This window comes from Methylocella sp. (genome assembly GCF_044226135.1).
In the GTDB taxonomy this organism is placed as follows: Bacteria; Pseudomonadota; Alphaproteobacteria; order Rhizobiales; family Beijerinckiaceae; genus Methylocapsa.
Genome location: NZ_JBGAHM010000011.1, coordinates 69,159 through 95,460, shown reverse-complemented (window position 1 = coordinate 95,460; position 26,302 = coordinate 69,159). Strand labels below are relative to the sequence as shown.

Sequence of the window (26,302 nt, the reverse complement as noted above, 5' to 3'; positions counted from 1 at the left end):
GGAGGAGATGCCGACCGGAATGCCCTCGGCGCGCGCGAGATGGCGCGCCGTGTCGAAGGCCGTCTGGTTGCCGACGGTCACGACCTCGTCGATCACCGAACGGTCGAGGATCGCCGGCACGAAGCCTGCGCCGATGCCCTGAATCTTGTGCGGGCCCGGCTGGCCGCCCGACAGCACCGGCGAATCCTCGGGCTCGACCGCGACGACCTTGAGGCCGGGACGGCGCGGCTTCAGCACCTCGCCGACGCCGGTGATGGTGCCGCCGGTGCCGACGCCGGCGACGAAATAGTCGATCTCGCCCCTGGTGTCGTTCCAGATCTCCTCCGCCGTCGTCTTCTTGTGGATTTCGACGTTCGCGGGATTTTCGAACTGGCGCGGAATCCACGAGTCGGGGGTCGATTCGGCGAGTTCGAGCGAGCGCGCGATCGCGCCCTTCATGCCCTGCGCCGCAGGGGTCAGGACCAGTTCGGCGCCAAGCAGGGCGAGCATCTTGCGGCGCTCGATCGACATCGATTCGGGCATGACGAGAATGAGCTTGTAGCCGCGCGCCGCCGCCGTGAAGGCGAGCGCGATGCCGGTGTTGCCCGAGGTCGGCTCGATCAGCGTCGTCTTGCCGGGGGTGATCTTGCCCTCGGCCTCGAGCGCTGAAATCATGTGCTCGCCGATGCGGTCCTTGACGCTGGCGAGCGGGTTGAAGAACTCGAGCTTGGCGAGCAGCCGGGCCTTGAGGCCCTTCTCCCGCTCGATCTTGGCGAGCCGCACCAGCGGGGTGTCGCCGATCGTCTCGGTGATCGAATTATAGATGCGTCCGCGTCCGGGCGCATGCGCCGGCGCGGGGGATTCGGCTTTGACGGCGGCTTGCGCCATGGGCGAGGCTCCATTCACAGTAAGACGCGCTCCAGCCGGGGCTGAAGACGTTCGGCTCGGGAGGCGTCGGCCGGGAGTTCCGGCGTCTCGCGCCGGAAAAGCCGGCGCGTCAACCCGCGGCGGCGCGCAGCCGCCGCATACTCTATAAGATTACTAGAGTTGTCAATAAATCATGAGGCTCGGCGCGGCTTCGGACCAAGGCCGCGCCGCAGCGTCAGGCCGCCTCGGCGAGGCCCGTCGCCGCCGCCAGCGCCTGGTCGAGATCGGCCAGAATGTCGTCGATATGCTCGATGCCGATCGACAGGCGCACATAGCCCGGCGTCACGCCCGTCGCGCGCTGCTCTTCGGCCGAAAGCTGCGAATGGGTGGTCGTGGCCGGGTGGATCGCAAGGCTGCGCGCGTCGCCGATATTGGCCACATGGTAGAGCAGCTTCAGCGAATCGATGAATTTGCGGCCTTCCTCGGCGCCGGCAAGCTCGAAGCCGACGAGGCCGCCATGGCCGCCCCTGAGGTAGCGGTCGGCGCGCTCGCGCGCCGCGCCCGTCTGCAGCGAGGGGTGGATCGTTTTTTTCACTCCGGCGCGGCGCGACAGCCAGCGGGCGACGGCGGCGGCGTTCTCGCAGTGGCGGGCGACGCGCAGCGGCGCGGTCTCGATCCCCTGCAGCAGCAGAAAGGCGTTGAACGGCGAAAGCGCGGCGCCGACGTCGCGCAGCAGCGTCGTGCGCGCCTTGATGATGTAGGCCACCGGGCCGAGCGGCTTCGTCGCCTGCGTCCACACCGCGCCGTGATAGCTTGGGTCCGGCGTGTTGAGCGCCGGCTGGCGTTCGGCGTGCGCCTCCCAGTCGAAGTTTCCGCCGTCGACGATGATGCCGCCGATCGACGTGCCGTGGCCGCCGAGATATTTCGTCGCCGAATAGACGACGACCGCCGCGCCGTGCTCGAGCGGGCGGCAGAGCAGGGGGGCGGCGGTGTTGTCGACGACGAGCGGAACGCCGACCTCGCGCCCGGCCGCGGCGATCTCGGCGATCGGCGGCACGACGAGCTTCGGATTGGGCAGCGTCTCGATGTAGTAGGCGCGCGTGCGCGCGTCGGTCGCCGCGCGAAAGGCGTCCGGGTCGGACGGGTCGACGAAGCGGACTTCGAGGCCCTGATCCTTCAGCGTGTTGGCGAACAGGTTCCAGGTGCCGCCGTAAAGGTCCGTGCCGCTGACGATATTGTCGCCGGCGCGGGCGAGGTTCTGCACGGCGAAGGCCGAGGCCGCCTGACCCGAGGCGAGGGCGAGCGCGGCGACGCCGCCATCGAGCGCGGCGACGCGCTGCTCCAGCACGTCGGTCGTCGGATTGCCGAGGCGGGTGTAGACGTTGCCGAGTTCGCGCAGCGCGAACAGGTCGGCCGCGTGCTGCGTGTCGTGGAACTGGTAGGAGGTGGTCTGGTAGATCGGCACGGCGACCGCGCCGGTCGCGGGGTCGGCGCGCCATCCGGCGTGGAGGGCGAGCGTTTCCGGTTTCAGGTCCTGGCTCATGGGCGTCTCCTCAGGAGGCGCCCGGGCGCTTGCGCGGGCGCGGCGGCGAAGCGCAAGGCGCGGAAGATTTGGTCAGAAATGGGCGGGGCCGCGACGGGCCGGGAGGGACGCGGGGGCAAGGCGCGTCTCGCGGGCGCCGACCGCCGCCGGCTTTTGGGCTTCGGCCTGGGCCTCTTTGATCTGCCGCGCCGGCTTGCGCTCCCTGATCATGACCCGTGAGGAGACAGTGATGGTTTCGGGGAAGAGACCCAGCGTTTCGCCTTGCGTCGTCAATGCCATGGGGCGCATCCGGAGGTTGGGGCGGAAGACTGCAAAGGAGGCGTTTTGGCGCCTGTTTGCAAGAGATTTGTGCAGTATGGAAGAATTTCAAGCGTGGCGGGCGGGTCTGGCCGCTCGCCTCTGGACGAGATTAGTTGATAGAAATTATCGAGTAAAGACCGGGCCAGCGTCAGGAGCGTTTTTCGGCCGAACCGCGGCGCCTGGCTGAAAACGCTCCAGAATCATGAGGTTGGGCCTGTTCTGCGCCCGGATGACCCAGCCCGGTCAGAACCTGCTTTCGCGCCTTTCCTAGCGCCTGCAAACGCCCGCGCCAGCAAAAAGCCGCCACACGCCTAATGAAAGGTTAAGACCGCGTCGTGACATGGTCCGGCGCACGTCCCGGCGCGGCGCGGACGGGCTTGGCGGTCCCGGCGGCGTCATGAATCGCGCGGCCGGAGCTTCTGGCGCGGAACGCGGACGGGGCTTCGCCGTTCAAGGCGCGACGCGGGCGCAGGGCCCGGCCTCAGGCGCGAAGGAGACGGCTCATGCTAAGATGGGCGCTTATTTTTCTGGTCGTTTCGCTGGTCGCGGCGCTGTTCGGCTTCACCGGCATTTCGGCCGGCGCCGCCGACGTCGCGCGGATTCTGTTCTTCGTCTTTCTGGTGATCTTCCTCGTGACGCTGGTCATGGGGATGATGGGGCGACGGGGCGCGCCTTAGGATAAAATCTCATTGATTATCTTGTGGTTTTATCTTTGAGGCGATTTGAGGCCTTCAAACGGGAAGCCTCAGAAACGAGCCCATGACGACGCGGCGGCGCTACGACCGATCAAAGGTCATGGCGCCGGCGGCCCAGCATGTGTGCGTCGTCTCGGCCGTCAGGCCAAGCTTTTCGATCGGCGTCTGGCGTCCGAAGCCCCGCGCCCATTGCGCGCCATGGACTGGCGAAGCGGTGACGGCCGACGAGGGCTTTGACGTCGCTGGCGCGTTTGCGCGACAGCGACCCACTTCAATATGTTTGACCGCGGCCGCCGCCGTTTCCTGAAACAGGAGGCCCGCGGGTCGATCGGGCGCGCGCCGTTCCGTCAAAATGTCGCTTCAGCGGGCGGCGGGCGGGCTCGAAAATCCCTCGATGGTCCAGACCAGCGGCGACGCGTCGACGCGCATGAAGCCGAGCCGGGGCCGGTTGAAGTCGACGATCACCACCATCGCGCCGACCCACATCGAAAGCAGCAGCGTTCCGAGCGTCAGCGGCCGCGAGCCCCCGAGGCCGAACTGGAAGCCGAGCGCGCCGAGCGCCAGCATCGAGCCGCACAGCAGCATGGCGTTGAGCACATGGGGCACGCGGCTCTCGAAGGCCGCGCGCTGCGTGAGCGACTGGTCGAACATGTCGTTCAGGGCGCCGACCAGCGACGCCGCGACGGCGGTCGGCGTCGCGCGCGCGATCTGCGTCGCCTGCGCCCACATCGCGTTTTGCATCGCGCCGGCGCGGGCGATCAGAGCACGTTCGTCGCCGCCCTGATCGAGCCTCGTATAGTCGAGCCGCACGCGCGCGTAGTCTTCGACCGCGGCGGCGATCGCCTCGCCGGCCTCGCCGCCGACGAGTTTCGCGCGCAGCCACGCCGTGCCGATGCTGTTCGCCTCCTGCACCACCTCGACGCGGCGCGACTCGTGCCGGCTCTGCGCGATGCTGAGCGTGACGCCGAGCGAGAAGGCGACAAGGCCGAGCATGCCGGACACCAGCGTGCCGACGCCTTCGCGCGTCTTGTGGTCGGGATGGCGGCGCGCCTGCCGGCGGCCGATATGAAAACCGGCCTCGGCGGCGGCGGCGAGGCAGGCGAACAGGACGAGGGCGAGCAGGCCGAGGCTGGATTCGGCGAGCGAAGCGAACAGCGATAAGGGAAAGGGCATGGGTCAGGGCCGCCATGGAGGCGCCGGACGGCGCGCGACTGTCACGCTTCGGCTATAGAGGCTCACGCCAGCGCGCGAAACTGCTTTTGCGCCGCCGTGCGCCTCGCCCGAGCGCGCGGTCGGAGCGTAATTCGCGCAGGATGGAGAGGGAAGCGTCGGACATGCGACGATGCGACCGGTCGCGCGGGCGATTCGGAAAGGGGGCGCTCAGACGGTCTGAAACCTGTCTTCCCAAAGGCCCTCATGGTGAGGAGGGCTCGAAGAGCCCGTCTCGAACCGTGCGGGCCGGAGCGCGCGCCGCCGCATCCTTCGAGACGCTGCCTTTGGCGGCTCCTCAGGATGAGGATTCTCAGCCCTTCGGCGCAATCTCGGTCTCGACAGCGTCGAGCGCGGTCCTGATTTCGGCGAGGATCAGCCGGTCGGCCGCGCCCTGGTCAATGTCGGGCACGTCCTAGTCGAAGATCGCGCGATATTTCTCGACGAGGGCTTTGACGTCGGAAGCGAGCTGGGCGCGGTGGCGGTCCATTTCGATTTGTTCGATTTCAGCCATGCCTTGTCTCCGCTCGTCGCCTGTTTGAGCGACTGGTCAAACATGTGGTGTAGGACGTCGACCAGCGACGCGGCGACAACGGCGGGCGTCTCGTGGGCATCGCCTTCGCCTACATCATGTTCTGCACCGCGTTGGCGCGGTCAATCAACGCCTTTCGTCGCCGCCACGACCGAGCTTCATATATAAAACGACTCCGCTTAATAGGCAGAAGATTATCTATTTTGATCGAGTTCTGCAAAAATATGTTCCGAAACGGTTTCTATAAATTCTGCAACGTCAGATACCATTTTGCTAGATATTGGCCATCTGGTGTTAGGGTATGTCGGATCCAGGTCAGCTTCATGTGCAATTTTGTTGCGTCTTTCTACAATAAGTATCATTCTCGCTTTTATGTCTTTCTCGTTGTGCCCCATCCGTTTCGCTACTGCTGCCCACAGACTTACATCGCTAAATAATCGGACAGCATCCGCAATCTTGTCGGGGTGCTGAAAAGATTTATAACTATGTTGGTTTCTAATTTCCGCCTCAAGCCTTGAGCGAAGTGGTGTTCCGCTTTTATCATTGTTTAAAAATTCTAACGACACTCTAAAATTAGAAAACCGCTTGCAGCTTGGCCTAATTTCGTCAAATATCTCGAGCATTCCTATGCGAGTTATCTCATGAATATATTGGTCAAGTGCGCTAACAGAAAGTACATATTGCGCACGTAAAATGTCAGTAGCATCTATAGCTTTCGTTGTTTTCAGACTAAACACATCAAATAATCCGCCAAGATGTCTAACTCTACTAATATTTATTTTTAGCTGCTCGATCGCGCTACGCATTGTCGACCAACGTAAGCACCTTTGTGGCTGCATCAGAAAAAAGCGTGTTGAACTTGCGCATAGATTTTTTTGTACGTTCTAGAACAATTCCTGTTTGTTCAAGTTGCTCGTCTGTTAGGTTAAAAACAGGCTGCTTGTGTTTTTGCGATTGCGCAATTAATCCGTTGAACTCGCCAAGCTGCGCAATAGTTCCACCGATACCCATTTTGGCGGCTGTATACGCAGTTTCTGGCAGAAGCATGCTGTTTTCTTTAAGAACTGGCAAGAGTACAGTTTCGACCTTGTTTTCAACCTTTTCAATCCATCTTTGAAATGCTGTAGACGGAGTGTTTCCTTCCCTCACACGATAGCGCTGAAGGATTGTACCTAAAAATCGCGGATTACATTGCGGGAGCGGATAAGTCGCTGCTTGCAACACCTTATTATACTTAGCTGTATTTGCCCATTCTTTCCATTTCGGAAGCACTTTAGAAAGTGATTCTGTAGCCATGACAGAGAAATAATCTGGAGCCATCGGGACGATAAAAAAATCGCTCGTTGCCAGCAAATTTTGATTAATTGGCCCTAAACTCGGGCTCATATCAACTATTACTATATCTATATTATACTTTGTTGCCGTTATATCAAATAGATAATGCAGAGATCCAGGAAGATTCTGAAGTGTTACAAGCGATCCAGAAAGCTCTTGGGCGATACCTAAGGTTGTTTCGTATTCGGCCAAGCCAATGTGTCCTGGCAACAGGAATAGGTTGCTTTGACCTTTCATCGTCTCGCATATAACCGGTTCTAAGGGAACCGGCTTAGATTCAAATGCCGGAGCTAATCCATCACGGATGTTTCTGATCCCGGCTTGATTATATATCGAATCGAATTCGTCCATGCCTGTGAACCCGAGGAACATTCCGGTAAGATTGCACTGGGGATCGCAATCTACTAAAAGTATACGTTTTCCTTTTGATGCAAGCATCCAGCCCAAATTAAAAGCCGTAGTTGTTTTGCTTACGCCGCCTTTATGATTAAATAAGGATATCTGGGTTGACATTACATCGCCTATTTTTGGGAAGCAAAATTTGTTTTTTGTGAAGTGGGTTTCAACTGCACCCCGTCGTCGCGCCACACGTGTCGCACTTCAAACAGGTCCCATTGCGCACCAGCGTGAAATTCCCGCATTCGCCGCAGGCTTCGCCCGTGTACCCTTTCATGCGTGCCTGGCTGCGCTTTTCGGCGAGGGCGGCGTCGGCCGGGGCTGACCAGTCGAGCGCGGCGAAGCCCGCTTCGAGCGTCGCGGCCTCAAGGCCGGCGTCGTCCTTCAGCGCCACGGCGGCGTTGCCCGCCACCAGCGTCAGCTTGTCGCCCTTGGCGCGCACGAAGCCGCTCGAGATCAGGCGCGCCGCCTGCGGCGCATCTCCCTGAACGGCTTTCGGGTCCTTGCCCTGCGCCTCGCCCTTGCCCAGCACGTCATGGCCGATGTCGGAGGGGTCGATGTGGGCGAGGTCGTTGCGGCCGAGATAGGAGATGGCCAGCTCGCGGAAGATGTAGTCGAGGATCGAGGTCGCGTTCTTGATCGCGTCATTGCCCTGCACGAAGCCCGCCGGCTCGAAGCGGGTGAAGGTGAAGGCCTCGACATATTCGTCCAGCGGCACGCCATATTGCAGGCCGACCGAGATGGCGATGGCGAAATTGTTCATCAGCGAGCGGAAGGCCGCGCCCTCCTTGTGCATGTCGATGAAGATCTCGCCGAGCCGTCCGTCGGAATATTCGCCGGTGCGCAGATAGACTTTATGGCCGCCGACCACGGCCTTCTGCGTATAGCCCTTGCGCCGGTCGGGCAGGCGCTCGCGCTCGCGCAGGCGCTCGACGCGCTCCACCACGCGCTCGACGATCTTTTCGGCGACGCTCGCCGCCCGCGCCGGGGCGTTCGCGGCGATCAGCGCCTCGACCGCGTCATCCGCTTCGTCGTCGTCGGCCTCGATGAGCTGGCTGTTCAGGGGCTGCGACAGCTTCGAGCCGTCGCGGTAGAGCGCGTTGGCTTTCAGCCCCAGCCGCCACGACAGCATATAGGCGTTCTTGCAGTCCTCGACGCTGGCCTCGTTCGGCATGTTGATGGTTTTCGAGATCGCGCCCGAGATGAAGGGCTGCGAGCCCGCCATCATGCGGATGTGGCTTTGCGCCGAAAGAAAGCGCCGGCCCACGCGCCCGCAGGGCGAGGCGCAGTCGAACACGCCGTAATGTTCGGGCCGCAGATATGGCGCGCCCTCGACCGTCATCGCGCCGCAGACAAAGGCGTTGGCGGCCTCGACCTCGGCTTTCGTGAAGCCGAGATGGGCGAGCAGGCTGAAGCTGGCGTCGTCGAGCCTCTCGGCCGGGACCTTGAGCGTTCCGGTCAGGAAGTCTTCGCCGAGCGTCCATTTGTTGAACACGAAGCGGATGTCGAAGGCGCTCCTGAGCGCGCCTTCAAGAAGGTCGAGCTTTTCGGGCGTGAAGCCCTTCGCCTTCAGCGTTTCGGGGTTGACGCCGGGCGCGCCTTTCAGCGTGGCGCGGCCGACGGCGTAGTCGATGATCTCGTCGATCTGCGCCTGCGGATAGCCGAGCGCGCGCAGGCCCTCGGGCACGGCGCGGTTGATGATCTTGAAATAGCCGCCGCCGGCGAGCTTCTTGAACTTCACCAGCGCGAAGTCGGGCTCGATGCCGGTGGTGTCGCAGTCCATCACGAGGCCGATGGTGCCGGTCGGCGCGACGACCGAGACCTGCGCGTTGCGGAAGCCATGCGCCTGGCCGAGCGCATGGGCCTCGGACCACGCCGCCGCCGCGCGCTCGCCGAGCGTGCGCCCGAACGCGGGAAGCGAGGCGGCGTCGAGCGGCACGGGCGCCACGGAGAGGCTTTCATAGCCGGACGTCTCGCCTTCGGCCGCGCGCTTGTGGTTGCGGATCACGCGCAGCATCGAGGCGGCGTTTTCGGCGTGGCCGGGGAAGGGGCCGAGCTCGCGCGCCATTTCGGCCGAGGCGGCATAGGCCGCGCCCGTCAGAAGCGCCGAGAAGGCGGCGCAGAGCGCGCGGCCCCCGGCGCTGTCATAGGGCACGCCGGCCGACATCAAAAGGCCGCCGATGTTGGCGAAGCCGAGCCCGAGCGTGCGGTATTTATAGGAGTTGAGCGCGATCTCCTTCGAGGGAAACTGCGCCATCATGACCGAGATTTCGAGCGCGACCGTCCACAGCCGGCAGGCGTGCTCGAAGGCTTCGACGTCGATCGCGCCGCTCGCCGCGTCGCGGAACTGCAACAGGTTCAGCGAGGCGAGATTGCAGGCCGTGTCGTCGAGGAACATGTATTCCGAGCACGGATTCGAGGCCACGATCGGCCCGGCGGCGGGGCAGGTGTGCCAGTCGTTGATGGTGGTGTGGAACTGGAGGCCCGGGTCGGCCGAGGCCCAGGCCGCCTGCCCGATCTTTTCCCACAGGGCGCGCGCCTTCAGCGTCTTGTGCGTCTTGCCGTCGAGCCGGCGCGTGAGGCGCCAGTCGCCGTCGTCCTCGACGGCGCGCAGGAATGCGTCGGCGAGGCGCACCGAATTGTTGGAGTTCTGGCCCGAGACGGTGAGATAGGCCTCCTTGTCCCAGTCGGTCGAAAACGTCTCGACCTCGATGTCGGTCAGGCCCTGGCGCGCGAGCTGGATCGCCTTCCTGATCGAGGCGTCGGGCACGAAGGCGCGCCGCGCGAGCCGGATCTCCTTCTTGAGCGCGGGGTTCTTCTCGGGGTTGAAGCAGTCGTCGCCGGGGCCGTCGCAATTGACGCAGGCGCGCACGACGGCCTTGAGCGCCTTGCGCAGCGCCTTCGAGCCGGCGACGAGGGCCGCGACCTTGCTTTCCTCGCGCGCCTTCCAGTCGATGTAATCCTCGATGTCCGGGTGGTCGGCGTCGACGACGACCATCTTGGCGGCGCGGCGCGTCGTGCCGCCCGACTTGATCGCGCCGGCCGCGCGGTCGCCGATCTTCAGGAACGACATCAGGCCGGACGATTTGCCGCCGCCCGAAAGCTTCTCGTTCTCGCCGCGCAGCTTGGAGAAATTGGAGCCGGTGCCCGAGCCATATTTGAACAGGCGCGCCTCGCGCACCCAGAGGTCCATGATGCCGCCCTCGTTGACGAGGTCGTCGGCGACCGACTGGATGAAGCAGGCGTGCGGCTGGGGATGCTCATAGGCCGAGGCCGAGGCGACGAGCTCTTTCGTGAAGGGGTCGACGTAGAAATGGCCCTGTCCCGGCCCGTCGATTCCATAGGCCCAGTGGAGGCCGGTGTTGAACCATTGCGGCGAATTGGGCGCGGCGACCTGCCTCGCCAGCATATGGCGCAACTCGTCGAAGAAGGCCGAGGCGTCCGCCTCCGAATCGAAATAGCCGCCCTTCCAGCCCCAATAGGTCCAGGTTCCGGCGAGACGGTCGAACACCTGACGCGCCGAAATCTCGGAGCCGAGGCGTTCGGCCTCGGGCAGGGCGGCGAGCGCCTCCTCGTCGGCGACGGAGCGCCAAAGGAACGACGGAACGCCGTTTTCCTCTATCCTTTTCAGCCGCGCCGGCACGCCGGCCTTGCGGAAATATTTCTGCGCCAGCACGTCGGCCGCGACCTGGCTCCAGCCGGCCGGCACGTCGACGCCTTCAAGCCGGAACACCACCGAGCCGTCGGGATTGCGGATCTCGCTGGTCGCCGGACGAAATTCGACGCCGGCGTAGGCCGACTCTCCTTGTTTCGTGTAACGGCGTGCGATCTGCATGAGCGATATCCTAAAGCTGAGCTACATCTTGTGGCCGCTATCGGCGGCATCTTCTATATGTGGGGTAGTTTCTCCCTATTTCCTTAAGAGTCGAGTCTTGACTCGCGAGATTTCGAGGTTGCCACCGATTCGCACAGCGCGTGGTGAATCGGCGCGCGCGGCTGATCGCCGGCGCCGGACTGGACAGCGCGCCTCCGCTTGGCCATAAAGCCGCCTTGACGCTTGGAGCGCCCGTTCGGGCGAAGCCGCGCGCCGCCGTTTCGTTTCCGCGAAGCCCGTTTCCGCGAAGTCCGTTTCCGCCAAGCCAAGGCTTGGCCGCACAAGGCCCGGCGTCGATGAAATATCTCCTGATGATGTTCACCTGGTGGAACGGACAGACCCTCAACACCTGGGTTCATACGGCGCTGCATGGCGTCCCCGTCGGCGAGGACGAGTTCGGAAACCGCTATTACCGCTCGAAAAAGATCGACCCGGCGCTCGGCTTCGAGCGCCGCTGGGTGATCTACAAGGGCTACGCCGAAGGCTCGATGACGCCGCCCGGCTGGTACGGCTGGCTGCACCACACGGTCGCGACCCCCCCGACCGAAGAAAATTACACGCCGCGCGAGTGGCAGCTTCCGCATTTGCCGAACCTCACGGGCACGCCCGAGGCCTGGCGCCCGCCGGGATCGACGCTGCGCGCCAACGCCCGGCCGCACGCCACGGGCGACTATGAGGCGTGGAGCCCTGAAGGCTAGGAGCCTGCGCATGCGCTTTCGTCCGCGCCGGGGCGTCCTGTCCGCCCTCGTCGGCGCGCTCGGCCTGCTCGCGCTCGGCGGCGCGGCGCGCGCGGACCGGATCGCCCATCCGGTCGCCGTCTTCTCCGGGCTCGACAAGATCACCGGCCGCATCATCTCCTTTGAGGTCGCCATCGACGAGACCGTGCAGTTTGGCACGCTCCAGCTCACGCCGCGCGCCTGCTACACGCGGCCGGCGACCGAGACGCCGCAGACGATCGCCTTTCTCGAAGTCGACGAGGTCGACGCCAAGAATCAGTACAAGCGGATTTTTTCCGGCTGGATGTTTGCGGCGAGCCCGGGCCTGCATGGCGTCGAACACCCGATCTATGACGTCTGGCTGACCGACTGCCGCGGCGGCAAGGAGACGACGCCAAGCCCCGACGCGCCGGGCGCGCAGACGCCGCCGACGCCCCAGAGCGCCGCGCCGCAGCCCGCGCCCGAGCCCAAAAAGACCAAGCCCCGCCGCGTGCAGCCGCAGACGCCGGCGCCGATCGACCCCTTCGCCGCCGATCCCGCCCTTCGCGACCAGCGGGGCGGGGAGGGTCCGGTCGAGGTCGGCCCGCCGCCGGGCTTCGAGGCGCCGGGCGCGCCGCCGCCGCAACAGCAGCCGCGCCGCCAGCGCCGGCAGGCGCCCGCCGCCGACCCGTTCGACGCGCCCCTGCCGCCGGGCGACATTCCCCAGTCCGCGCCGCGCGGCGGCTTCCCCGACGACCGCTTCTGAACGAGGCGGCCGCGGGCGCCCTTGCTTTCGCCGAGATCGACCCAAATCTTTGCGTGCGGCCCGCGCGCGGCTTTCCCGCGCGGTCGTCCACGCCGCCCGACGCCGGCCGGCGCGGCAACCTTTCCGAAGTTTCACGCCGCCGAAACACAGGCGTAAGCCGCGCCCTTGCATAACGCGGTCATACCCTGTCCGGCCCGTGAGCGCCGGTCGATCCAAGCAGTCCGCATGTCGCGCAGCTTTATGGAGAGCAAAAGCATGGCTTCCCACCAGTCCGCCGGAACTGACCGCCCCGCCGCCTCGCGCCCGACCAAGTCTCCGCTGCGCGCCGCGCTGCTCGGCGCCGTCGCCGCGGCCGTCGTGACGGGCTCGGTCGCGGGCTCCTTCGTCGGCGCGCCCGTCGCGGTCGCCGAAACCGCCGCGCCCGCGCTGACCGCCTCCGCTCATCCGACGTCCTTCGCCGACGTCGTCGACCATGTCCGCGACGCGGTGGTCTCGGTCAAGGTCAAGATCGCCAACGCCTCGGACGACGAGGATGACGAAGACGCCGCGCCGCGCGGCCGCATCCCGCGCCTTGAGCCCGGCGATCCGCTCGAGCGCTTCTTCCGCCGCTTCGGCCAGCCGGGCGGCCCCGGCGGCCCCGGCGGCCCGTTCGGCCAGCAGGGGCGCCCGCACCAGCAGGCGCAGGCGCAGGGCTCGGGCTTCATCATCTCGCCCGACGGCTATGTCGTCACCAACAACCACGTCGTCGAAAAGGCGAGCGACGTCACGCTCACCACCGACGACGGCAAGACCCTGCATGCGACGGTGGTCGGAACCGACAAGAAGACCGACCTTGCGCTGCTCAAGATCAAGGAGCCCGGGACCTATCCGCATGTGAAGTTCGCAGGCGCCACGCCCCGCGTCGGCGACTGGGTGATCGCGGTCGGCAATCCGTTCGGCCTCGGCGGCACGGTGACGGCGGGCATCGTCTCGGCGCGCGGCCGCGACATCGGCGCCGGCCCCTATGACGACTTCCTGCAGATCGACGCCCCGGTGAACCGCGGCAATTCGGGCGGCCCGGCCTTCAACTCGCAGGGCGAGGTCGTCGGCGTCAACACGGCGATCTTCTCGCCGTCCGGCGGCAGCGTCGGCATCGGCTTCGCCATTCCGGCCGAAACCGCGCAGACCATCGTCTCGACGCTCAAGGACAAGGGGTCGGTGTCGCGCGGCTGGATCGGCGTGCAGATCCAGCCGGTGACCGACGAGGTCGCCGACAGCCTCGGCCTCAAGGCCGCCAAGGGCGCGCTTGTCGCCGACGCCCAGGCCAATGCGCCGGCCGCCGAAGCCGGCATCAAGTCGGGCGACGTGATCCTCGGCGTCAACGGCGAACGCATCGACGGGCCGCGCGATCTCGCAAAGCGCGTCGCGGCGATCGGGCCGGGCGCGAAGGCCGAGCTGCTCTACTGGCGCGGCGGCTCCGAGAAGACCGTTTCGGTCAAGCTCGGCTCGCTGCCCGACGATCGCGAGGCGAGCAACAAGGCGACCGGCATGACCGAGAATTCGGCGCTCGCCGGCCTCGGCCTCAAGCTCGCCCCGGCGGCGAGCGTGCAGGGCGCGGGCGGCGAGGGCGTGGTCGTCGCCGACGTCGATCCGGACGGCCCGGCCGGCCAGAAGGGCGTGAGGGTCGGCGACGTGATTCTCGAAGCCGGCGGCAAGACCGTGGCGAAGCCTTCAGACATCGCCTCGGTCCTCGCCGACGCCAAGAAGGAAGGCCGCAAGGCCGTGCTGCTGCGCGTCAAGAACGCCGAAGGCGCCCGTTTCGTCGCCGTCGCCGTCAATCCGGCGTCCTGACGCTTCGCGCACGGATTGAGCCCAGCCGCCGGACGCCCCGCCGGCGGTCAGGCTCGAGACGCGGGCCGGGAGGAAACTCCCGGCCCGCCGCATTTCGCGCCAAAGCCCCGCCGTCGGCCGCTTTCCCGGGGCCAAAAAAGCGTATCATGCAAATATGCGCATACTCATCGTCGAAGATGATTCGGAAGCGGCCAACTACATGGCCAAGGCGTTTCGGGAGGCGGGCCATGTGGCCGACCACGTCGGCGACGGGCTCGAGGGCTACGTCCGCGCGCGCGAGGAGGACTATGACGTCCTCATCGTCGACCGCATGCTGCCGAAGCTCGACGGGCTCTCCCTGATCGGCAATCTGCGCTCGCAGAAGATCTTCATCCCGGTTCTGATCCTGTCGGCGCTCGGCCAGGTCGACGACCGCGTCAAGGGCCTGCGCGCCGGCGGCGACGACTATCTCGCCAAGCCCTACGCCTTCTCTGAGCTGCTCGCCCGCGTCGAGGCGCTGGCGCGGCGCAAGCAGACCGGCGGCGGCGAGGACACGATCTATCGCGTCGGCGGTCTCGAACTCGACCGGCTGGCGCACAAGGTCACGCGCGAGGGCAGGGAGATCCAGCTCCAGCCGCGCGAATTCCGCCTGCTCGAATATCTCATGCGTCACGCCGGGCAGGTGGTGACGCGCACCATGCTGCTCGAAAACGTCTGGGACTATCACTTCGACCCGCAGACCAATGTGATCGACGTCCATATCTCGCGGTTGCGCGGCAAGATCGACAAGGGCTTCGAGCCGCCGTTGCTGCAGACCGTGCGCGGCGCAGGATACATGATCCGTGACGGCCTTCGTTAAGCTGTTCCGCACGACCGTCTTCAAGGTGACGCTGGCGTTTCTGCTGATCACTTCGATCGGCGCGGGCCTCGTGCTGTCGAGCGTCGGCGACAATGTGAAGATGCTGATCGACCAGCAGATCGCCAATACGGTCGAGGCCGACATCTCGGGCCTTTCGGAGCAATATGCGCAGGGCGGCATCCGCCGCCTCGCCGAGAGCGTCGAGAACCGCATCCAGCGGCCGGGCGCGGACCTTTATCTCCTCACCACCAAGGCCGGCGAGCCGATCGTCGGCAACATCGCCAAGCTGCCGCCCGAAATCCTCGACCGCCAGGGCCTCGTCGAGACCTCCTACGAGCCGGCGGGCGCCGAGCCGGGGCGCAGGCGCCACGCGCTCGCCCGCATCTTCCAGCTTCCGGGCGGCTTCCGCCTCGTCGTCGGCCATGACCTTGAAGAAGGCGAGAGCCTGCGCAACATCCTGCGCGACGCGCTGTTCGCCTCGCTGCTGTGGCTCGTCGCCATCGGCGCGCTCGGCGGGCTGTGGGTGGCGCGCCGCGTGCTGACCCGCGTCGACGCCATCACCGAACGGGCGCACGCCATCGTGATCGGCGATCTTTCCGGCCGGCTGCCCGTCGCCGGCACCGGCGACGAGCTCGACCGGCTCGTCGTCAACCTCAACGCCATGCTCGACCGCATCGCGCTGCTCATGACCGGGCTGAAGCAGGTCACGGACAATATCGCGCATGACCTCAAGACGCCGCTCACCCGCCTGCGCGGCCGGGCCGAGACGGCGCTGCGGTTCAGCCGGACCTCCGACGACTATCGCGAGGCGCTCGAAAAGGTGATCGACGAATCCGACCGCCTGATCCAGATTTTCGACGCGCTCCTGAAGATCGCGCGCGCCGAGGCGGGCTCGCCGCCCGAAGGCGCGACGGATTTCGACGCGGGCGCGCTGGTCGCCGACGTCGGCGAGCTCTATGAGCCCGCGGTCGAGGATCAGGGCCTGACGCTTGGCCTCGACGTCGCCCCGGGCCTCATCGTGCGCGGCAGCCGCGAACTGATTGGACAGGCCGTGGTCAATCTCGTCGACAACGCCCTGAAATATGGCGCGGCGCCCGCCCCGGAGACGGAGGCGACGGGCGAGGCGGCGCCCGCGCCGCGCCGCGTCGAACTCGCCGCGCGGCGCGTCGGCGGCGCGGTCGAAATCTCCGTCGCCGACCATGGGCCGGGCGTGCCCGAGGCCGACCGCGACCGCGTGCTCGACCGTTTCGTGCGTCTTGAAAATTCGCGCTCGCGTCCGGGCTCTGGCCTCGGCCTGTCGCTCGCGGCCGCGGTCGCGCGCCTGCACAGGGGCGCGCTGCGGCTCGAGGACAATACGCCGGGCCTGCGCGTCGTGCTGCGCCTGCCTGCGGCGCCCGCGCGGGAGGCGCCGCCGCGCGCCGTCGCGCCGCCGCCGGAGGCCGCGGCGTGAGCGCCGCAGCCTCCGGCCCGCTGTTCGCGCGCCTCGTCCGGGCGCCCGTCGTCGCCGACGCGCGGCGGGCGCGCGAACGCGTCGACGAGCTGCTCGCGGCGGAGGGCGCGCAGGCGCTTGGCGAGATCGCCGCGCGCCCCGCGGCGCGCGCGCTGCTCGAAGGGATCGCCGATCATTCGCCGTTCCTGTGGCGCCTCGCCGCGCTCGATCCGGCGCGGCTCGCGCGCTGCCTCGCCATGGACCCCGACGACTGCCTCGACGCGCTGTGCGCCCGGCTCGACGCGGCGATCGACGCGACGCAGGACGAAGCGACGGCGATGCGCGCGCTGCGCAAGGCCAAGCAGGAGAGCGCGCTGCTGATCGCGCTCGCCGATCTCGGCGGCGTCGCGGACGTGGTCAGGGCCACCGCCATGCTCTCGCGCGCGGCCGACGTCTTCGTCAGGGCCGCGCTGCGCTTCCTGCTGCGCGAGGCGCATCACGCGGGCAGGCTCGCGCTCGCCTCGCTCGACGCGCCGGAGGAGGGCTGCGGCCTCGTCGTGCTCGCGCTCGGCAAGCTTGGCGCGAACGAGCTCAACTATTCGAGCGACGTCGATCTCGTCGTCTTCTATGAATCCGCGGCGCCGGCGCTGAAGGCCGAGCCCGCCGCCGTCTATGTGCGGATCGCCAAGCGCATCGTGAAGCTTTTGCAGGAGACGACCGTCGACTCCTACGTGCTGCGCGTCGACCTGCGCCTGCGGCCCGACCCCGGCTCGACCGCCGTCGCCATCTCGCTGTCGGCGGCGATGAGCTATTACGAGATGCTCGGCCAGAACTGGGAGCGCGCGGCCTATATCAAGGCGCGTCCGATGGCCGGCGACGTCGCGCTCGGCCGCGCCTTCCTGGCGGCGCTCGCGCCCTTCGTGTGGCGGCGCTATTTCGACTACGCCGCGCTCGCCGACATCCACGCCATGAAGCGGCAGATCCACGCCGTGCGCGGCCACGCCGAAGTGACCGTGCCGGGCCATGACGTGAAGCTCGGGCGCGGCGGCATCCGCGAGATCGAATTCTTCGTCCAGACGCAGCAATTGATCTTCGGCGGCAAGCGGACCGCCCTGCGCGGCTCGCGCACCCTCGACATGCTGGCCGAGCTTGGCGCCGAGCGCTGGGTGACGCCAGACGCGGTGGAGGATCTGTCCGCCGCCTATATGGTCCTGCGTGAAGTCGAGCACCGCATCCAGATGGTCGCCGACGAGCAGACCCAGCGCCTGCCCGAGGACGAGGCCGAGCTCGAACGCTTCGCCAGATTCTGCGGCTTTGCGACACGCGAGGATTTCGACGCTCATATGATGCGCCACATGGGCCGCGTCTCGCATCATTACGCGCGCCTGTTCGAGCACGCGCCTTCGCTCGACGCCGACGCCGGCAGCCTCGTCTTCGCCGGCTCCGAGCCCGACCCCGAAACGATCGAGACCCTGACGCGGCTCGGCTTCAGGGATCCGGCGCTGGCGCTCGAAACCATCCGCGGCTGGCATTTCGGCCGGCGGCCGGCGGTGCGCACGGCGCGCGCGCGCGAAGTGCTCACCGAACTCGTGCCCGGCCTGTTGCAGGCCTTCGCCAATTCGGGCGAGCCCGACGCCGCGCTCGCGGGGCTCGACCAGGCGCTGTCGCGCATGCCGGGCGCGGTCGAGCTGTTCTCTCTGCTCAAGTCCAACCCGCGCATCTGCGAGCTGTTCGCCGACATTCTCGGCGGCGCGCCGCGGCTTGCGCGGATGATCGCCGCCCATCCGCACATCCTCGACGCGACGGTCGATCCGCATGTGCTCGACGCGCCGATCGACGAGAGCGCCTATGGCGAGCGCGCGCTGCAGCTCGTCGCGCGCGCCGACGTCTTCGAGGTGTTCCTCGACGCGCTGCGCGATTTCGCGCGCGAGGAGAATTTTCACATCGGCCTCAAGCTTCTGTCGGAGGCTATTGCGCCGCGGGAGGCGGGCCGCGCCTATTCGGCGCTGGCCGAGGCCATCGTCGCCGCCTCGCTCGCCTTCATCGAGCGCATGTTCGCGGCCGACCATGGCCGCGTCCCGGGCGGGCGCGTCGCCGTCGTCGGCCTCGGCAAGCTCGGCTCGCGCGAGATGACGGCGGCCTCCGATCTCGACCTGATGCTGATCTACGACTTCGACCGCGAGAACCCGGAGTCGGACGGCCCGAAGAAACTCCACGCCGGCCAGTACTACACCCGCATGACGCAGCGCCTTGTCGCCGCGCTCACCTCGGCGACGCGGCGCGGCGAGCTTTACCAGGTCGACATGCGGCTGCGTCCGTCGGGCCGCCAGGGACCGGTCGCGACGCAGTTCGCGAGCTTCGTCCAGTATCAGACCGAAAGCGCCGAGCCGTGGGAGCATATGGCGCTGACGCGCGCCCGGACGATCGCCGGCGACCCGGGCCTCAGGGTCGAGATCGGGGAGGTGATCCGCTCGGTGCTGCGTCGCGAGCGCGACGACCGGCTCGCGCGCGAAGTCGTCGAGATGCGCCGCCTGATCGCCAGGGTGAAGGGAGACAAGGAGCCGTGGGACCTGAAGCTCGCGGCGGGCGGGCTGATCGACGTGGAGTTCTGCGCGCAATATCTGGTGCTGCGCCACGCCGCCCGTCATCCCGAGCTGATCGATCCCGCGCCGGCGACCGTCCTCGCCAGGGCGGGCGACCTTGGCCTCATTTCGCCGCAGCGCCGCGCCGCCCTGCTGCGCGGCCATGATCTCATGACCAACGTCACGCAGATGATGCGGCTTGCGATCGACGGGGACGGCGATCCGCGCAAGGCGAGCGAGGGCGTCAAGCGCCGGCTCGCCGCGGCCGGCGAGGCGCCGACCCTGAGCGCGCTCGAAGCGGCGCTGAAGGAGGCGCGGCGCGAGGTGCGCGAGAGTTTCCGCGGCGTGCTGAAGCGCGATCCCGACGCGCCGGAGCCGGCTCCAGAACAGGAGGACGGAGCGTCCTGAGCCGGGGCGCCGGCGGCTGGAGCATTTTCAGTAGAAGTTGCAGACTTTTACGTCAAGAAAATGCGGAAAAACAAGATGTTAGAGCGTGTTCGCGATTCGATGAAATCCGAACGCGCGCTGGAGCATTTTCAGTAGAAGTTGCAGACTTTTACGTCAAGAAAATGCGGAAAAACAAGATGTTCGAGCGCGTTCATCGATTCGATGAAATCCGGACGCGCGCTAGTGCCGGGCGGCGGCGCGCAGCTTCGGCGGTTTCTGCGAATGGGCGCGGCGCGGCGGGGCGGCGCCGAGGACGGCGGAGGAGTGCAGCAGCTTCTGCATCGGCGCGTCGCGCGCGAGCGGCAGGCGCACGAGCACGATCGTGCCGGCGCCCACGGTCGAGCGGATGCGCATCGAGCCGCCGTGCAGGTCGACGAGCGAGCGGGCGATGGCGAGGCCGAGCCCCGACCCTTTCATGCCGTTGTCGAGGCCCGCGCCCGTCTGCTCGAACGGGCGGCCGATGCGGGCGAGCGCCGCCTGCGAGATGCCGACGCCCGTGTCCTCCACATAGATGTTGAGCGCGCCCTGCACGAAACGCGCGCGCAGGCTGACGCGGCCGTCCGAAGGGGTGAACTTGACGGCGTTGCGCAACAGGATCGACAGGATGCGCTGCACCGCGTCGCGGTCGCCGTGGACCTTGCGGCCGGAAAGCGCTTCGGCCGAGAGGGCGACGTTCTTCTCGCGCGCCGCGGCCTCGACGCTCGAAAGCGCGCCGGAGACGGCCTCGTCCACCTCGAAGTCGGCCTTCTGCAGGGTGACGCGCCCGGATTCGAGCCGCGACATGTCGAGCACGTCCGAGATGACGCCGAGCAGATATTCGCCCGACTGGTGGATGTCGTTCATGTAGCCGACGTATTTGTCCGAGCCGAGCGGGCCGAACACCTGTTGCCGCATCATGTCCGAGAAGCCGATGATGGCGTTGAGCGGCGTCCGCAGCTCGTGGCTCATGTTGGCGAGGAATTCGGACTTGGCGCGGTTCGCCGTCTCGGCTTCGGCCTTCTGCTCGAAGTAGCGGTCGACCAGCGTCGCAAGCTGCTGCGCGTTGGTTTCGAGCGCCTGGCGCGAGCGGCGCAGGTCGGCGACGGTCGCCATCAGCCGCCGCTCGCTCTCCATGAGCTGCTCCTCGTGGCGCTTGAGCGCGGTGATGTCGGTGCCGACCGAGACATAGCCGCCGTCCTTGGTGCGGCGCTCGTTGATCTGCAGCCAGCGCCCGTCGGCGAGGCGGGCCTCATAGGTGCGCGCCCCGGCCTGCGCGCGCGGGCCGAGCGCAGTCTCGGCCTGGATGGTCGGCGCCGTGCCGCGCTCCATCACACGCGCGTAGGGCGTCCCGGCGACGACCGCGTCGGGCGTCAGATTGTGGAACTTCTGGAACTTCGAATTGCACATCACGAGCTGGTTGTCAGCGTCCCACAGCACGAAGGCCTCGGACACCGACTCGATCGCGTCGCGCAGGCGCATGTCGGCGGTGGCGGTGCGTTCGGCGAGCGTCTTCTGCTCGGTGATGTCGACGCAGATGCCGACGAGATGCGGCGTCGAGCCGGCGCGCTCGCGCACGAGCTCGGCGCGCGCGCGCAGCCACACCCATTCGCCGCGCACGTTCTGCATGCGGAAGGCGTGGTCGACGCTTTCGGCGCGCGAGGCGGTGACCATTTCGGCGATGGCCGCGAGGTCGCCGTCCTGCGGATGCACGCGGGCGTTGACGTCGCCGAAGGACAGATAGTTCCCGACCGGCGAAAGGCCGAGGATCTCATACATGGAGTCGGACCAGTAGATTCGCCCGCGCGCGAGGTCCCAGTCCCACAGGCCGCAGCGGCCGCGGCTCAGCGCAGTGTCGATGCGGTCGCGCACGAGGTCGCAGACGCGGTCTGATTCGCGCGCGCGGGACGCCTGCCAGAAATAGGCGAGGGCGAGCGACAGCAGCGCCAGCGCGGTCGCGCCAAACAGCACGCCCGAACGCAGCGAGGCGGCGCGCCAGTCGGCGAGCACCGCCCGCATCGGATAGACCAGCGCGATCTGGCCGAGCGGCGGACTGAGCGTGCGCACGCCGGCGAGCGCCTCGGTCCCGTCGGGCAGCGTGATGCGCAGCACGCCGGCCTTTTCGGCGAAGATGGTGAGCGGCTGGGTCGGGCCCAGATAATCGGTGAGCGCGCCCTGCGGCGGATGGGGCAGGTTGGACGTCGCGGCGACGATCTCGCCGTTCATGTCGGCGACGAGCGCCTGCTGGCCGCGCGCCGTCGCGCGCTGGGGCATGGCGTCGGCGAGCAGCGTCGCCGCGTCGGCCTTCGGCGCGCGCTTCTGCATGTCGCGCAGATCGTGGAACAGCAGGGAGCCGAGCTGTTCGAGATCGGCGACGGCGTCGGCGGTCGCGCGTTCGTGGGCGTCGCGCGCCATGGCCACGGTCATGGCGGCGAGCGCCGCGACGAACAGCAGCACCATGCCCGGGACCGCGCGGCGGACCCAGATCTCCGCGCGTCCGATAGCCGGAGCTGCGCGCTCGCCGGCGGCGTCGCCCGCCGTCGTACGGGCGAAATTACGCAATGCGTCCGCATGCGCGGACGCATTGGCTGCATTTGCGCGCGCCATGGGTGCCCCTCGAAACTGGCCGGGGCAAATGTGCCGCATCTCCCCCGAGCCGAGAATCATGAGACTCCGAGGCGGCCGGCTTGTCCAGAAAAAACATTAACAAAGACTGTAAATTTTGAGCTTGACGGGAAATTTCAAAGGTTTGCGTCAGCTTAGTTTATAAATGATTGAAAAATCATGAACCGCACTTTCCTCGCTGTCCTCGCCGCGGCGCGGAATGCAAGAATAGATGTGGAAAAATAAGCCCATATGCTACGCCGTCAACAGACTGTCCACAACTGAGCCGAGTAGGCCGCGGCCGTTCAGGCGTTGACGAACAACAGCGCGAAGCCGTCGTAACCCTTCGATCCGACTGTCTGAATCGTCGTTCCGCTGACGCGCCTTTCCTGCGCCGCGAGCGCGTTGAAGCGGCGGACGCCTTGCGCCGCGGCGTCGGCCGTCGAGGGATCGGCGACGAGCCCCCTGCGCACCACATTGTCGACCACGATCAGGCCGCCCGGCCGCATGAGGTCGAGGCAGGCCGTGAAATAGGCCGGGATGTTCTCCTTGTCGGCGTCGATGAAAGCGAGGTCGAAGGGCGCCTCGCCCGCGAGGCGCGGCAGCGCGTCGAGCGCGCTCCCGACGCGCAGGTCGATCCGGCCGTCGAGCCCCGCGCGCCGGAAGTTTTCGGCGGCGACGGCGGCGTGCTTCGGGTCGAGTTCGAGCGTCACGAGGCGCCCGTCGTCGGGCAGGGCGCGCGCGAGCCAGATGGCGCTATAGCCGGCGAGCGCGCCGATTTCGAGAATCCGCCTCGCGCCGACGGCGCGCGCCAGAATCTGGAGCAGCATGCCCTGATTCGGCGCCACCTGGATCTGCGGCAGCCCGGCCTCGACGCCCGCCTTCACGGCGTCTTTCAGCGCGTCGTCCTCAGGCGCGAAAAGGCCGGAGAGATAGGCGTCGACCTCGGTCCATAACGTCTCGGTCATCTGTCGATCTTTCAGGGTCAGCCGAGCGAACGGTCGACGATGTCGCGCACGTCGGCCGAAAGCCCGGCGCGCGCCTTGACGCGCTCGAGCGCCGCGCGCGCCCGCGCGCCGCGCCCGGACTCCAGCATGCGCCAGCTCTTGAAGGCCGAAAGAAGGCGGGCCGCGACCTGCGGATTTTTCGGATCGAGCTCGATCACCGTGTCGACGAGGAAGTCGAAGCCCGAGCCGTCGGCGGCGTTGAAGCAGGTGGGGTTAGCGGTCGCAAAGGCGCCGACGAGCGCGCGCGCGCGATTCGGATTGGCGAGCGAGAAGGCTGGATGCGCCATCAGCCGCTTCACGCGCGAGAGGGCGCCCGGCTCCGCGATCGAGGCCTGAAGCGCGAACCATTTGTCGATGACGAGATGTTCGGCCGCATGGCGCGCATAGAAGGCGTCGAGCGCCGCCTCGCGCGCCGCGCCGCCAAGATGCGCGAGCGCCGACAGCGCGGCGAGCTCGTCGGTCATGGTGTCGGCGGTCTCGAACTGGCGCTGCGCCAGCGGCGCGCCGGTCTCGGGATCGCCGGCGCAAAGCAGGTCGAGCGCGGCGTTGCGCAGCGCGCGCCGCCCGGCCGAGGCGGCGTCGGGCGAATAGGGGCCGTCCGGCGCGAGCCGCGCATAGGCCGCGGCGAGCTGCGGCGACAGCTTCGCGCCGAGCGCGGCGCGCAGGCTTTCGCGCGCCGCATGAACGGCGTCAGGATCGACGTTCTCGGCGATGTCGCGGGCGATGTCGCCCTCGCTTGGAAGCGCGATCATCTGCGCGGCGAAGGCCGGATCGCCGACGTCCTCGACAAGCGCGGCGAAGGCCGCGACGAAACCCTCGTCCGCCGCCTGCGGGACGCGGCCCGCGACGATGTCGGCGACCGAGCGCGTCAGCAGGCGGCTCGCATAGGTCTGCGCCGCCTGCCAGCGGTTGAAGCTGTCGCCGTCGCGGGCGATGAGGCGCAGCAGCTCGTCTTCGTCGGCCGCGTAGTCGAGGCGCACCGGCGCCGAAAACCCGCGCAGGATCGAGAGCGCCGGGCGTTCCGGCACGTTCCTGAAGACGATCTCGCGCTCCGGCGTCGAAAGCTCGAACACGCCGGTTTCGAGTTCGCGCGCGGTCGCCCCGTCGCTTTCGAGCGGCAGGTCGCCGGCCTCGCCGACGAGGCCGAGCGCCGCCGGAATCACGAAGGGCTGCTTGCGCTCCTGGCCGGGCGTCGGCTTCGTGCTCTGGCTGAGGCGCAGGGCGTAGGTTCTGGCCTGCGCGTCATAGCTCGTCGCGACGCGCAGACGCGGCGTGCCGGCCTGCTGGTACCAGCGGAAGAACTGCGTCAGGTCGCGGCCCGAGGTTTCGGCGAAGCAGGCGATGAAATCCTCGACCGTCGCCGCGGAGCCGTCGCAGCGCTCGAAATAAAGGTCCATGCCCCGCGCGAAAGCCGCGTCGCCGACCAGCACCTTCAGCATGCGGATGACCTCGGCGCCTTTCTCGTAGATGGTCGCCGTGTAGAAATTGTTGATCTCGTGGTAGACCTCCGGCCGCACGTTGTGCGCGAGCGGGCCTGCGTCCTCGGGAAACTGCGCGGCGCGCAGCGCGCGCACGTCGGCGATGCGGTGGACCGGGCGCGAGCGCATGTCCGACGAGAACTCATGATCGCGGAAGACCGTCAGCCCTTCCTTGAGGCAGAGCTGGAACCAGTCGCGGCAGGTGACGCGGTTGCCGGTCCAGTTATGGAAATATTCATGCGCGATCACCGCCTCGATGTTGGCGTAGTCGGCGTCGGTCGCGGTTCTGGGCGAGGCGAGCACGTATTTGTCGTTGAAGACGTTGAGGCCCTTGTTCTCCATCGCGCCCATGTTGAAGTCCGACACGGCGACGATGTTGAACACGTCGAGGTCATATTCGCGGCCGAACACGTCCTCGTCCCATTTCATCGCGCGTTTCAGCGACTCCATGGCGTAGGCGGCGTCGGCCTCCTTGCCGTGCTCGACGTAAATGGCGAGCGCGACCCTGCGGCCCGACATGGTGGCGAATTCGTCATGGATCGCGCCGAGGTCGCCGCCGACCAGCGCGAACAGATAGGACGGCTTGGGGAACGGATCGCGCCAGACGGCGTAGTGGCGCGCCGCGCCGTCGTCGCCGGGCGGCAGGTCGCCGGCCTCGACCGGATTGCCGTTGGCGAGCAGCACGGGCGCCTCGGCGCGCGTCGCCTCGATGCGCACGGAATAGACGCTGAGCACGTCCGGCCGGTCGAGGAAATAGGTGATGCGGCGAAAGCCTTCGGGCTCGCATTGGGTGCAATAGGCCGAGCCCGACCTGTAGAGCCCCATCAGCCGCGTGTTGGCGGAGGGGTCGAGCTCGGTCTCGATCTCGAGCGTGAAGGCGCGTCGCGGCGGGGCTGACAGCGCGAGCTGCTGCGGCGTGACCGTGGCCGCGCCGACTTCGGGCGCCTCGCCGTCGAGGCGCACGCTGAGCGCGTTGAGCCCGTCGCCGTCAAGGATCAGCGGCGCGCCGGGCCGGCCGGCCGGGTTCGGCCGCAGGCGCAGGCGCGAGACGACGCGGGCGCGCGTCGGATGCAGCTTCACGACGAGGTCGACCGTGTCGATCAGATAGTCGGGCGCGCGATAGTCCTTCAGGCGGACGGGTTCGGCGGTCTCGGTGCGCATGAGGGCCTCGGGCGGATTTGCGGCGCGCCGCCCCCGCGACCCCCGAGGCGCGGCGGACCGGCGGCGGCGGCCGCGATCAGGAAGTTTTGCGGATCATAGGGCTTGCGCCGCCGCGGCGCAAAGTGCAGGAGACCCGGGCGCATAGAAACGCCGCGCATGTCGTCGCGACGGCGTGCGCGCCAAACACTCTGAAGGGATGGGGATGATGGCCCGCATTTTCCTGAAATCGGCTTTTGTCGGCGCCGCGCTCGCCGCCGGCCTGTCGGCTGCGGCGCTCGCGCATGGCCCGACGCGGCAGAAGGTCGTCGAAAGCGTCGAGATCAATGCGACGCCGGACAAGGTCTGGAGCGTCATCGGCAATTTTCAGGACATGAGCTGGCTGCCCATCGTCAAGAAGACCACCGGAACGGGCGGCAACCAGCCGGATGTCGCAAAGCGCCAGCTTGACCTCGGCGACGGCAAGACGATCGACGAGGAGCTCTACAAATACAGCGCGGAAAAGCACAGCTATTCATATCGTATCGACAAGGTCGACGTGAAGGTGCTGCCCGTCAACGACTACTCCTCGACGATCATGGTGACGCCCGAGGACGACGGCAAGAAGAGCCTCGTCGAATGGCATGGCGCCTTCTACCGCGGCTATATGAACAATGATCCGCCGCCCGAACTCAACGACGAGAACTCGAAGAAAGCCGTCTCCGCCGTCTACAGGACGGGGCTCGACGCGCTGAAGAAGAAACTCGAGGCGACCAACTGACG

18 protein-coding genes are annotated in these 26,302 nt (G+C 67.0%); 8 read left to right on the top strand and 10 right to left on the bottom strand.

Features of this window, described 5'->3' with window-relative positions; all coding sequences use genetic code 11:
- The 3 genes from cysK to ACILRB_RS07490 all read right to left on the bottom strand — a co-directional run.
- The coding region (gene cysK / locus ACILRB_RS07500) for a cysteine synthase A (RefSeq protein WP_395665676.1) at positions 1-867 on the bottom strand (867 nt) is incomplete at its 3' end.
- A gap of 214 nt (positions 868-1,081) precedes the next feature.
- Positions 1,082-2,389: an O-acetylhomoserine aminocarboxypropyltransferase/cysteine synthase family protein gene (locus ACILRB_RS07495; protein ID WP_395665675.1), complete on the bottom strand. Its 1,308-nt coding sequence runs from the start codon at positions 2,387-2,389 to the stop codon at positions 1,082-1,084.
- 72 nt (positions 2,390-2,461) lie between these two features.
- Positions 2,462-2,668, bottom strand: a complete 207-nt coding sequence (locus tag ACILRB_RS07490; protein WP_395665674.1) for a hypothetical protein — start codon at positions 2,666-2,668, stop codon at positions 2,462-2,464.
- Positions 2,669-3,192: 524 nt separating this feature from the next.
- Here ACILRB_RS07490 and ACILRB_RS07485 point away from each other — a divergent pair.
- Positions 3,193-3,366, top strand: coding sequence for a DUF1328 domain-containing protein (locus ACILRB_RS07485; protein ID WP_395665673.1), 174 nt, complete (start codon positions 3,193-3,195; stop codon positions 3,364-3,366).
- Positions 3,367-3,744: 378 nt separating this feature from the next.
- Here ACILRB_RS07485 and ACILRB_RS07480 read toward each other — a convergent pair whose 3' ends face one another.
- The 4 genes from ACILRB_RS07480 to ACILRB_RS07465 all read right to left on the bottom strand — a co-directional run bounded on the left by ACILRB_RS07480 (position 3,745) and on the right by ACILRB_RS07465 (position 10,691).
- The gene (locus tag ACILRB_RS07480; protein WP_395665672.1) at positions 3,745-4,557 is read right to left on the bottom strand and encodes a hypothetical protein; all 813 of its coding nucleotides are present in this window, start codon (positions 4,555-4,557) and stop codon (positions 3,745-3,747) included.
- Between the two features lie 762 nt (positions 4,558-5,319).
- On the bottom strand, positions 5,320-5,931 hold the full coding sequence (locus ACILRB_RS07475) for a HEPN domain-containing protein (protein WP_395665671.1): 612 nt from the start codon (positions 5,929-5,931) through the stop codon (positions 5,320-5,322).
- Positions 5,924-6,973 (bottom strand): ParA family protein, encoded by a 1,050-nt coding sequence (locus tag ACILRB_RS07470; protein ID WP_395665670.1) that lies wholly within the window; start codon positions 6,971-6,973, stop codon positions 5,924-5,926. Before ACILRB_RS07470 ends, ACILRB_RS07475 begins: the two co-directional genes overlap by 8 nt.
- Positions 6,974-7,022: 49 nt before the next feature.
- The gene (locus ACILRB_RS07465) at positions 7,023-10,691 is read right to left on the bottom strand and encodes a vitamin B12-dependent ribonucleotide reductase (protein ID WP_395665669.1); all 3,669 of its coding nucleotides are present in this window, start codon (positions 10,689-10,691) and stop codon (positions 7,023-7,025) included.
- Positions 10,692-11,026: 335 nt separating this feature from the next.
- On the opposite strand from ACILRB_RS07465, the gene ACILRB_RS07460 reads away from it, so the two are divergent.
- The 6 genes from ACILRB_RS07460 to ACILRB_RS07435 all read left to right on the top strand — a co-directional run bounded on the left by ACILRB_RS07460 (position 11,027) and on the right by ACILRB_RS07435 (position 19,278).
- Positions 11,027-11,428 carry an NADH:ubiquinone oxidoreductase subunit NDUFA12 gene (locus ACILRB_RS07460; protein WP_395665668.1) on the top strand — a complete coding sequence of 134 codons (402 nt, stop codon included), beginning with the start codon at positions 11,027-11,029 and terminating at the stop codon, positions 11,426-11,428.
- Between the two features lie 10 nt (positions 11,429-11,438).
- Positions 11,439-12,191, top strand: a complete 753-nt coding sequence (locus tag ACILRB_RS07455) for a DUF2155 domain-containing protein (RefSeq protein ID WP_395665667.1) — start codon at positions 11,439-11,441, stop codon at positions 12,189-12,191.
- Between the two features lie 255 nt (positions 12,192-12,446).
- Positions 12,447-14,021, top strand: a complete 1,575-nt coding sequence (locus ACILRB_RS07450) for a Do family serine endopeptidase (protein WP_395665666.1) — start codon at positions 12,447-12,449, stop codon at positions 14,019-14,021.
- Between the two features lie 154 nt (positions 14,022-14,175).
- A complete protein-coding gene (locus ACILRB_RS07445) occupies positions 14,176-14,859 on the top strand; it encodes a winged helix-turn-helix domain-containing protein (RefSeq protein ID WP_395665665.1) in 684 nt (227 codons plus the stop codon).
- Positions 14,843-16,309 (top strand): sensor histidine kinase, encoded by a 1,467-nt coding sequence (locus tag ACILRB_RS07440; RefSeq protein WP_395665664.1) that lies wholly within the window; start codon positions 14,843-14,845, stop codon positions 16,307-16,309. Before ACILRB_RS07445 ends, ACILRB_RS07440 begins: the two co-directional genes overlap by 17 nt.
- Entirely contained in the window at positions 16,306-19,278 is a 2,973-nt protein-coding gene (locus ACILRB_RS07435; protein ID WP_395665663.1) for a bifunctional [glutamine synthetase] adenylyltransferase/[glutamine synthetase]-adenylyl-L-tyrosine phosphorylase, read from the top strand. The genes ACILRB_RS07440 and ACILRB_RS07435 overlap by 4 nt, the downstream gene beginning before the upstream one ends.
- Before the next feature lie 219 nt (positions 19,279-19,497).
- Here the strand turns inward: ACILRB_RS07435 and ACILRB_RS07430 are convergent, their stop codons facing one another.
- The 3 genes from ACILRB_RS07430 to pepN form a co-directional block, all read right to left on the bottom strand.
- A complete protein-coding gene (locus ACILRB_RS07430) occupies positions 19,498-21,900 on the bottom strand; it encodes a PAS domain-containing sensor histidine kinase (protein ID WP_407070198.1) in 2,403 nt (800 codons plus the stop codon).
- A gap of 302 nt (positions 21,901-22,202) precedes the next feature.
- Positions 22,203-22,865 (bottom strand): O-methyltransferase, encoded by a 663-nt coding sequence (locus ACILRB_RS07425; protein ID WP_395665661.1) that lies wholly within the window; start codon positions 22,863-22,865, stop codon positions 22,203-22,205.
- A 17-nt stretch (positions 22,866-22,882) separates the two neighbouring features.
- On the bottom strand, positions 22,883-25,543 hold the full coding sequence (gene pepN, locus ACILRB_RS07420) for an aminopeptidase N (protein WP_395665660.1): 2,661 nt from the start codon (positions 25,541-25,543) through the stop codon (positions 22,883-22,885).
- Between the two features lie 205 nt (positions 25,544-25,748).
- Here pepN and ACILRB_RS07415 point away from each other — a divergent pair, with 205 nt between their 5' ends.
- Positions 25,749-26,300 carry an SRPBCC family protein gene (locus ACILRB_RS07415; RefSeq protein ID WP_395665659.1) on the top strand — a complete coding sequence of 184 codons (552 nt, stop codon included), beginning with the start codon at positions 25,749-25,751 and terminating at the stop codon, positions 26,298-26,300.
- The last annotated feature ends 2 nt before the right edge of the window (positions 26,301-26,302 follow it).

Bases quoted from the DNA above. Each gene is read 5' to 3' on its own strand.
- ACILRB_RS07465 (WP_395665669.1), bottom strand. From the start codon at position 10,691: ATGCAGATCGCACGCCGTTACACGAAACAAGGAGAGTCGGCCTACGCC.
- ACILRB_RS07470 (WP_395665670.1), bottom strand. From the start codon at position 6,973: ATGTCAACCCAGATATCCTTATTTAATCATAAAGGCGGCGTAAGCAAA.
- ACILRB_RS07455 (WP_395665667.1), top strand. From the start codon at position 11,439: ATGCGCTTTCGTCCGCGCCGGGGCGTCCTGTCCGCCCTCGTCGGCGCG.
- ACILRB_RS07425 (WP_395665661.1), bottom strand. From the start codon at position 22,865: ATGACCGAGACGTTATGGACCGAGGTCGACGCCTATCTCTCCGGCCTT.
- ACILRB_RS07430 (WP_407070198.1), bottom strand. From the start codon at position 21,900: ATGGCGCGCGCAAATGCAGCCAATGCGTCCGCGCATGCGGACGCATTG.
- ACILRB_RS07475 (WP_395665671.1), bottom strand. From the start codon at position 5,931: ATGCGTAGCGCGATCGAGCAGCTAAAAATAAATATTAGTAGAGTTAGA.
- ACILRB_RS07490 (WP_395665674.1), bottom strand. From the start codon at position 2,668: ATGGCATTGACGACGCAAGGCGAAACGCTGGGTCTCTTCCCCGAAACC.
- ACILRB_RS07485 (WP_395665673.1), top strand. From the start codon at position 3,193: ATGCTAAGATGGGCGCTTATTTTTCTGGTCGTTTCGCTGGTCGCGGCG.
- ACILRB_RS07460 (WP_395665668.1), top strand. From the start codon at position 11,027: ATGAAATATCTCCTGATGATGTTCACCTGGTGGAACGGACAGACCCTC.
- ACILRB_RS07495 (WP_395665675.1), bottom strand. From the start codon at position 2,389: ATGAGCCAGGACCTGAAACCGGAAACGCTCGCCCTCCACGCCGGATGG.
- ACILRB_RS07450 (WP_395665666.1), top strand. From the start codon at position 12,447: ATGGCTTCCCACCAGTCCGCCGGAACTGACCGCCCCGCCGCCTCGCGC.
- ACILRB_RS07415 (WP_395665659.1), top strand. From the start codon at position 25,749: ATGGCCCGCATTTTCCTGAAATCGGCTTTTGTCGGCGCCGCGCTCGCC.
- ACILRB_RS07445 (WP_395665665.1), top strand. From the start codon at position 14,176: ATGCGCATACTCATCGTCGAAGATGATTCGGAAGCGGCCAACTACATG.
- pepN (WP_395665660.1), bottom strand. From the start codon at position 25,543: ATGCGCACCGAGACCGCCGAACCCGTCCGCCTGAAGGACTATCGCGCG.
- ACILRB_RS07480 (WP_395665672.1), bottom strand. From the start codon at position 4,557: ATGCCCTTTCCCTTATCGCTGTTCGCTTCGCTCGCCGAATCCAGCCTC.